The organism is Kitasatospora sp. NPDC093102 (assembly GCF_040683915.1).
Classification (GTDB): domain Bacteria; phylum Actinomycetota; class Actinomycetes; order Streptomycetales; family Streptomycetaceae; genus Kitasatospora.
In genome coordinates this window covers 1-8,735 of the sequence record NZ_JBFBFA010000095.1, presented here as the reverse complement: position 1 = coordinate 8,735, position 8,735 = coordinate 1, and the positions used below count along the sequence as shown (strand labels likewise).

The 8,735-nt window shown below is 71.6% G+C and carries 1 protein-coding gene; it reads left to right on the top strand.

The features are described from left to right. Positions 1–210 precede the first annotated feature (210 nt). The coding region (locus tag AB0O11_RS38550) for a hypothetical protein (RefSeq protein WP_363397083.1) at positions 211–8,735 on the top strand (8,525 nt) is incomplete at its 3' end.

Genomic DNA, 8,735 nt, shown 5'->3' with positions numbered 1-8,735 from the left:
GAACTGGACGAGGCGAGCCTCGTCGAGTCCGAGGGCGGGTCGGCCGGGACGGGCCCGAGGTTGCCCCGCTCCTGGCAGACCGCGACGGGTGAGGAACTGACCGACACCAAGGCCAGGGAACGCGGACGGAAGTTCAGGAATGCGGAGAAGAGCGCGGAGAAGGCGAAAACGGAGTCCACTCAGGCCCGGGCGGCCCTTATCACCGCGACGATGAAGACCCAGCCGAACGAGGCCAGGGGCGGGCTCCTGGCCTCGCTCGGCCAGCTCCTGGCAGCAGGCAGCCAGGCCTTCCCGGAGCTGGACAGGCAAAAGGTCATGACGCTCGGCAGGCAGAAGAGCGCCGTTCCGGTTCGTCCGGACAAGTCCGCCGTGCGACTCGGCGGGACGTCCGAGGTCGGCGGAATTCTCCACGGCGAGCGGCGGTTGGAGGAGTTCGCCGCCGTGGCCACGGCGCGGGAGTTCAACCCCGTGCGGAGCGACGGTGAGTCGGGAGCCGCCCGGACGCCCGAGGACTTCGTCCAGGCCGCGCAGCAACTGGAGCCGGTCTTCCGCGAGGACCTCACCGTGGATCACGTGGAGGCCTATCTGGATCTGCTGGAGCTCACCGCGACCGGTGACCTCAGCGAGCTGCACGCAGCGCCGGGCGACGGACCCCAGCCCGGTCCGAAGCAGCTGATCGAGCGCCAGTTGCTGATCCGGGAGCTCGATCCCGATCGCGCGCCCAGCCGCGAGGCCCTGCAGGCGGTGGGCCTGCTCGACACCTGGCTCCGCGACCTCGGCCCCCGTGACGAGGCGGGCCGCCCGTTCGCGTCGCGGATCACCGACGCGCAGGCCCGGCAGTGGTTCGGCGAGCGCGGCCTGCGGCTCGACGTGCTGCTGCGCCGGGTGACCACGGCGCTCGTCCGGCCCGGCGACCGGGAAGGGGCGCTGTCGTTCCTGCACAAGTGGGTCGCCGACGCCGACCGCCTGCACATGGCCGTCGAGCGTCTGGAGCGGGACGGCGCCGCACCGCAGACCGTCGCCCGCCCGGAGGAGCCGGCCGGGCGGTGGGCCCACCTGTACGACGACGAGCCGGCCGGCACTCCGGACGGCGGGGCGGAGCCGGAGGTGATCGCGCTGCCCCGGCAGACGACCGCGTCCGACACCCCGTCGGACTCCGGTTCCCCCTTCGGGCCCCCCGAGGAGCGCGGGACGTTCGGGGAGAGCAGTCGTGGCCGTCAGGCCCCGGTCCGGGTCGAGTCGGGGGAGACCGGCGTCAGCGGCGAGGAGACCGTCGGTGGCGGCAAGTGGTCGGGGAAGACCTCGGTCCTGACGATCGGGCGACGGCGGGCGGAGGCGGAGGGGCTGCTGGGTGACACTGCTCTGGCCGGCGTGCGTGACGCCTACCTGTCCGACCGGTCGACGGCTTCGACGGCGCAGCGCCTGTGGCGGGAGGCGGTGGAGGAGGTCGCGTACCGGTTGCACACCGAGCCCGAGGGCGTCGGGGCCTTTGTGGCGGGTTTGAGTCTGGATGTGCCGGGCGAGCTGGCGAGCGGGCGCGGGTACGCGTCGGTGGAGCCGGGGCGGCGCTACTCGATGCTCAGCGACGATCGGATCGGCGCCGAGTCGGTGCTGTTCTCCGACGCGGAGGGCATCACGGTCGGGCACCTGACCGACACCCTGGAACGCGGTTTCACGGCCGAGGAGCGCGTCTGGTTCCTGGGTGAGGCGGAGAAGCTGCTCGGCATCGGCCTGGCGGAGCGTGCGGCTCTGGGTGAGGCGTGGGAGTCGCGGGTCGTGCAGGTGGCCCACCTGCTCGCGCACGGCAGCCCGGAGGCCGGTGAGCTGGCGGCCCGGCTGCGCGGGGGCGGTTCGCCCGTGGAGGGGCTGTTCGGCGGAGTCAAGAAGAAGCGGGGAGGGCAGAGGCGGCAGACCTCGGTCTCGGAGCCGCAGGCGCAGACCGAAGCAGGTCCGGCCGTGCCCGGCGTCCGTACGGGGGGAACCGCGGCCGCGTCGGCGGCGGAGCCCGTGGCGCCTGCGCGGGAGGAGGAGCCCCGGGTTGTTCAGCCGGTCTTCTACCTGCGCAATCATGTGATGAACGGGTTCCTGCACGATCCGGATCTCGGGGGCGCCGGGCGTTTGGGGGCCGGGCACATGATCTCCGGCTGCCACGTCCGTCCGAAGGACACCAGCCCGATCAAGCTGGACGAGCGCACGGTGACCACTGCGCTCGGCAACGGTGTCTACCAGGGCACGCTGTACTACCGGGACGGGAGCGGCCGCCTGCACCTGAAGCTCGGCAACAGCTTCTTCCCGACGGGCCTGAGCTGGGAGGTCATCTGGGAGAGCACCTGTCAGGCGTTGGACCGGGCGACATTCAGGCCGGACGGCTCCTGGGAGGGTCAGGACGCCTCGGGGAACTGGCTCGCCGGCAAGATCGACTGGTCGACGGGCCATGCCCGGCTGATGACGATGTACGCGCTGCCGCGCGAGCCCGGTACCGTCGGGATGAAGAACGCCTGGATCCGCGACCTGGTCCGTCAGCGCATCCTGGACCGCAACGATCCGATGGCGCAGGCCGGCCGAGCCACGGCGCCGGAGCCCGTGGTGGTGGCGCCGGCTCCGGTCCGCGAGCACCGGGTCGAACTGACTGCGCTGGAGCGGTTCGAGCAGAGGCTGACCCCGCTCAACGGCAGGATCCTCGCGAAGGCGGCGGGCGAGTACATCGACCACGCCCTGTCGGCGGACGCCGATGTCCGGGCGGGCCGGCTCACCGCGGAGCAGCACACCGAGGCCGTCGAGAAGGCGTTGGCCTATGCCGAGCACTACTCGATCCTCAAGCCCCGGGCGGAAGTCCTCAGGGCCGTCCATGAGATGAGCGCCCTGAGGGAGAAGACCCCGTCGCTCGACGAGGTCAAGAGCGTCCTGCTGCACCTCGACGAGGCCTTGGGGACGCCTGACCTCGACCGGCGCATGCGCCGGCCGGTCGTCGAGACGCTGCAGGGGCTCGTCGACGCGCTCCAGCGGATGGACGGCGCGATGAACGAGCAGCAGTCCCGTGAACTGCTCGCGCACATCGGCTACCTGGAGAGCTCGGCCGACCTTCTGGCGGCCGGCGCCGGGCGGTCCATCAAGGCCGAGGTCTTCGTCAACCGGCTCCGCACGCTGGCGACCGACGGCCTGACCCGTCTGTATGCGCAGGACCCGGCCCACCGGATCGACCCGAAGGCGCTGCAGCTGGACTTCTCCCTGGTGGAGGCCCGGGCCAGGGGCGGCGCCTCCAACCCCCTGGCGGACCTGTACCAGCAGGACATCGCCTTCGCCGTCAGGAACTTCGAGAACGCACAGGCGCGGCAGGCCGGAGCCCCGGCCCCGCACAACACCCTCACCCTGGTGCGGCAGCGCCTCCAGGCGCTCGACCGGACCCCTGAGCTGATCTTCCAGGGTCAGGTCTCTCCCGAGGAGGTCCGGCGCCGCTACGCCGACCTCAGCCCGCTGCTCAAGGAGCTCCGCGAGCTGAGCGAGGCCCAGGTGGAACTGCCGCCGCTGATCGCCCAGACCGGCAAGATGACGCCCAGGGAACGGGAGTCACGGGCCCGGCTGTACGAGGCGCAGCTCCTGATCGGGCAGAGCGTCATGGGTGAGGTCGCCGCCGAACTGGCCCACCGGCAGAAGCACGAGGTGCTCACCGGTCAGCGCCTCGAAATCGATCCCGAGCGGTACCGGCAACTGCTGCGCATGGTGCAGGAATCCGAACGCGAACTCGCCCTGCAGATCTCGCTCGATGCGGGAACGGAGAAGCGGATCGCCGAGATGTTCGCCGGGCTGGAGGACATGTCGAAGACGCCGGCGATTCCGGGCCACCGCTTCCCCCGACTCGCCCGGAACGTCGCCCTCGTCCAGACGAAGCTCTCCAGCGCCGCAGTCATGATCGAACGGAAGGACGGCGCCAGGGTCTACCTCAACGAGATCGACCTCGCCAAGAAGCTGCTGGCGGTCCGGGCCTACCCCGCCGAGGAACTGCTCGCCCGGCTCGACGTCGCGGAGACCGCGGCGCTGCGGGACGTGGACAAGCAAATGGTGCGCAAGGTCCGCGGGAACATCACCTGGATCGACCGAATCGGCCGCCTCACGGCGAAGGACCTGACCGACCGGCTGGAGGATCTGCAGTCGGAGGAGGTACTGAGGCTGCACAAGGAGACCTCGGCAGCGGTGAGCGCGAGGGCCATAGACCTTCTCACCCTCGACACGAGGAGCCACCTGATCGCAGACGCCCGCGAGGTCCGCGAGTTCCGGGCGAAGCTGCGGGAGGACGCCAGGCAGAGTCTCGCCTCCCCGCTCGACCACTGGCTGGAGACGATCGATCGAACGATGCAGCAGGTGGAGAGGGATCCGGAGAGTCTCTTCCGAAAGACGGTCGATGGTGCCCGGACCCTGGTGAGCACCGGTCTGCTGACGGCCGCCGAGGCCGTGCAGATCCTCCAGCTGAAGGACCCCGACGGCAGGTTCCCGAAGGTCCTGTCGCGGCGGAAGCCGCTGAGCACCTTCGCTACCGAGCTGCTGCCCGACTTCCTCAACCTGGCGGAGAAGGGCGCCTACCTCACCACCCACAACGACGAGCTCAAGCAGCTCGCGCAAAGACTGACCGACTACTGCGGCGAGAAGCCCACGGTCGCGCACCGGGAGGTGCTCTCCATCGGCCTGCGGATGTTCCGCGACACCCTGCTCACCAACGGCACGGTCCTCGCGCAGTCGGCGGAGCTGCTCCCGCTCGTCATGAAGGCCGTCGAAGGGGTGCCGGATCGGCGCTCGCGCATCTTCCAGGACACGAGCACCGAGAAGTACAAGCCCGGGCTCACCCCTGACCCCGACCGGGCGAAGGACTGGGAGGACGTCGCCTCCCAGTACCGGGGGGCCGGTCTGGGCATGGTGCTGGACGGGCGGATCACGCCGTCGGACCTCGCCGAGGCCGGCGCCGAGGGATCGGTGGCGGCGTCCCTGGTGGACGGCGGCCGGGCCTTCGCCGACCTCGTCGACGTCTTCACGCTCGACCGCCCCGAAACCGGTTACAGCACCGATCGCCTGGGTGTGCTGGCCGCGTCCGCGCTGCGCGCGGCCGCCGAGGACCTCACCGCCCCGCAATCGACGGACCGGACCCGGCGCCGGCTCGACTTCCTGGAGTCGCAGCTGATGGAGCAGGGACGGGACAGCGGTTCGCTGGTGGAGGCGGCCGCGCTGCTCCGGGACGATCTGGACTGGGCCGGCCGGACCGATCCGAGCGGGACCGACGTGCTCGAACGGCTCGACCGGATGTCCGGAGCGGGCTTGAAGCTGGTGTCCGAGGGGCTGATGGACATCGAGCAGTTCGACGCCCGGCTCAAGCACCTGGCCGGATTCCGGAACGCCGACGCGGGGCTGGGGCCGGACTTCGAGGCCCGGATCGAGCGGCTCCGCCAACGCGCCGTCCTCGCCTCGGTCGAGTACGGAGTCGACGAGGGCACCAACATCCACGTGCTCAACGCCGGCGACCTGCTGCTGAAGCTGATCAGTGTCGCCGAAGGGCTGACCTCGGCCGAGGCCGGACCGGACCGGGTAGCGCCGGAAAAGCTGTTCGAACTGCTGACGCGGCTGGGCGGCCTCGCAGCCTCCCCCAGCGACTCCTACCGCGCCGGCTACGGCGTCTTCGGCCTGGCCGACGCGGCCCTGCGCTACCACACCGCGGAGCCGGGGCCGACGAAGGAGGCGGCGTTCGCACAGTGGCTCATCGCGCTCGAAGGCGTCGGGCTGGGACTGCTCGGCTACGACCCCGGGCTGGCCTCCTGGGCGTTCGACCACTTCCTCGACGTCGGGAAGGAGCTGCCGCCGACCCACGATCTGGCCGAGCGGATCAGAACCGTGAAGGACGTCGCCCGATCCACCCTGGGCCGCCGCAATGGAGCGAAGACCCACGGCAGCTTCTTCACACGGGAGCAGGGGGAGCAGGCACTGCGCGGCAAGCTCGGGCTGAACGTGTCCACGAAGACGCCGCCACGGCCGGCCAAGCCGTGGGTGCCGGACAAGCTGCTGAGCGCCCAGGTCAACCCGGTCGGCAACGAGCTGGTCCGGGCCGGGGCACTGGCCGGCCCCGGGCAGACCGCCGTCGAACTCGGCATGCTCGATCGGGCGGAGTTCCGCGCCCGGGCCGGCTCGCTGCTGCAGGAACTCCGGGCCGCCACCACCGACCGGGACCTGCGGGCTGCCCGGAAGCAGGCCGAGCAGCGGTTGCTGGAGGTGGCACGAAGGCTCGGTTTCGACGAGGCGAGCCTCGTCGAGTCCGACGGCGGGCCCGCCGGGACCACGAGCACGGCACTGCCCCGCTCCTGGCGGACCGTGACGGGCGTGGAGCTGAACGACACCAAGGCCAAGGAGATCGGGCGGAGGTTCCGGAGGGCGGAGAAGGCCGAGAAGGAGGCCAGGGCCGAGCTTGTCAAGGTCCGGGAGGACACCCTGATGGCCACCCTGAGGCCGCCGACCGACGCCTTGACCCGGATCAGCGACGTGGTGAACGGCCGGGTCCCTCCGGGGGCGGACGGCCGGACGGTCAGGACGATCGGTCGGCAGAAGGCGGGCGCTCCGGACGAGACCGTACCCCTGTTTGACGGGACCTCCGAGGCCCCCGACCCCGCCCGCGGCAAGCGGCGGCTGGAGGAGTTCGCCGCCGAGGCGAAGGCGCGGGAGCTCCGCCCCGCCCGGGGCGAGGGCGAGCCGGGAACCACTCGGACGCCCGAGGACTTCGTCCAGGCCGCGCAGCAGCTGGAGCCGGTCTTCCGCGAGGACCTCACCGCGGATCACGTGGAGGCCTACCTGGACCTGCTGGAGCTCACCGCGACCGGTGACCTCGGGGAACTGCACGGCACCCTGGGCGACGGGCCCCAGTCCGGCCCGAAGTGGCTGGTCAACCGTCAATTGATCGAACATCAACTGCTCGTCCGGGAGCTCGGTCCCGGCCGCGCGCCCAGCCGCGAGGCCCTGCACGCGGTGGGCCTGCTCGACACCTGGCTCCGCGACCTCGGCGCCCGTGACGAGGAGGGCCGTCCGCTCGGGCTGCGGATCACCGAGGCCGACGGCCGGCGGTGGTTCGCCGATCGCGGGCTGCGTCTCGACGTCCTGCTGCGTCGGGTGACCACGGCGCTCGCCCGGCCCGGCGACCACGGGGACCAGGCGTTGTCCAAGGTGCGTCGCGGGGTCGAGGACGCCGACATCCTGCACCAGCGGGTGGAACGCCTGGAGCGGGACGTCGCCGCACCGCCGGCGACGGCCGTCCGGCCGCAGGAGCCGGCCGGGCGGTGGGCCCACCTGTACGACGACGAGCCGGCCGGCACCTCGGACACCGAGGCGGAGCCCGAGGTGGTCACCCTGCCCCGCCAGAAGACCGCGCCCGATGTCCCGTCGGGCCCCGAGCCCTCGCCCGACACCCCGAAGGTCTTCGAGCGCACCGTCCGGCACCGCGACGATGAGGGCCGGCAGTTCGCCAAGGCCCCGGTCCCGGTCGAGTCGGGTGAGAGCGGCGTCGGCGGCAAGGAGACCGCCGGTGGCGGCAGGTGGTCGGGGAAGACTTCGGTCCGGACGATCGAGGCGCGGCGGGCGGAGGCGGAGCGGCTGCTGGGTGACACTGCTCTGCCCGGTGTGCGTGACGCCTACCTGTCGGACGAGTGGGCGGCCCCGATGGTGCAGCATCTGTGGCGGGAGGCGGTGGAGGAGGTCGCGTACCGGCTGCACACCGAGCCCGAGGGCGTCGGCGCCTTTGTGGCGGGTTTGAGTCTGGATGTGCCGGGTGAGCTGGCGAGCGGGCGCGGGTACGCGTCGGTGGAGCCGGGGCGGCGCTACTCGATGCTCAGCGACGATCGGATCGGCGCCGAGTCGGTGCTGTTCTCCGACGCGGAGGGCATCACGGTCGGGCACCTGACCGACACCCTGGAACGCGGTTTCACGGCCGAGGACCGCGCCCGGTACCTGGGCGAGGCGGAGAAGCTGCTCGGCATCGGTCTGGCGGAGCGCGAGGCCCTGGGCGAGGCGTGGGAGTCGCAGGTCGTGCAGGTGGCCCACCTGCTCGCGCACGGCAGCCCGGAGGCCGGTGAGCTGGCGGCCCGGCTGCGCGAGGGCGGTTCGCCCGTGGAGGGGCTGTTCGGCGGAGTCAAGAAGAAGCGGGGAGGGCAGAAGCGGCAGACCTCGGTCTCGGAGCCGTCGGCTCAGGATGATGCTGGTCCGGCGGCGGGCGGCACGCGTGCGGGGGGAGCTCCGGCCACGTCGGTGCCGGAGCCCGTGGCACCTGCGCGCGAGGAGGAGCCCCGGGTCGTCCAGCCGGTCTTCTACCTGCGCAATCACGTGATGAACGGATACCTGCACGACCCGGACCTCGGGGGCAGGCATTCGGGGACCGGGCACATGATCTCCGGCTGCCACGTCCGCCCGAAGGACATCAGCCCGATCAAGCTGGACGAGCGCACGGTGACCACTGCGCTCGGCAACGGTGTCTACCAGGGCACGCTGTACTACCGGGACGGGAGCGGCCGCCTGCACCTGAAGTTCGGCAACAGCTTCTTCCCGACGGGCCTGCGCTGGGAGGTCGTCTGGGAGAGCACCTGTCAGGCGTTGGACCGGGCGACATTCAGGCCGGACGGTTCCTGGGAGGGTCAGGACGCCTCGGGGAACTGGCTCGCCGGCAAGATCGACTGGTCGACGGGCCGTGCCCGGCTGATGACGATGTACGCGCTGCC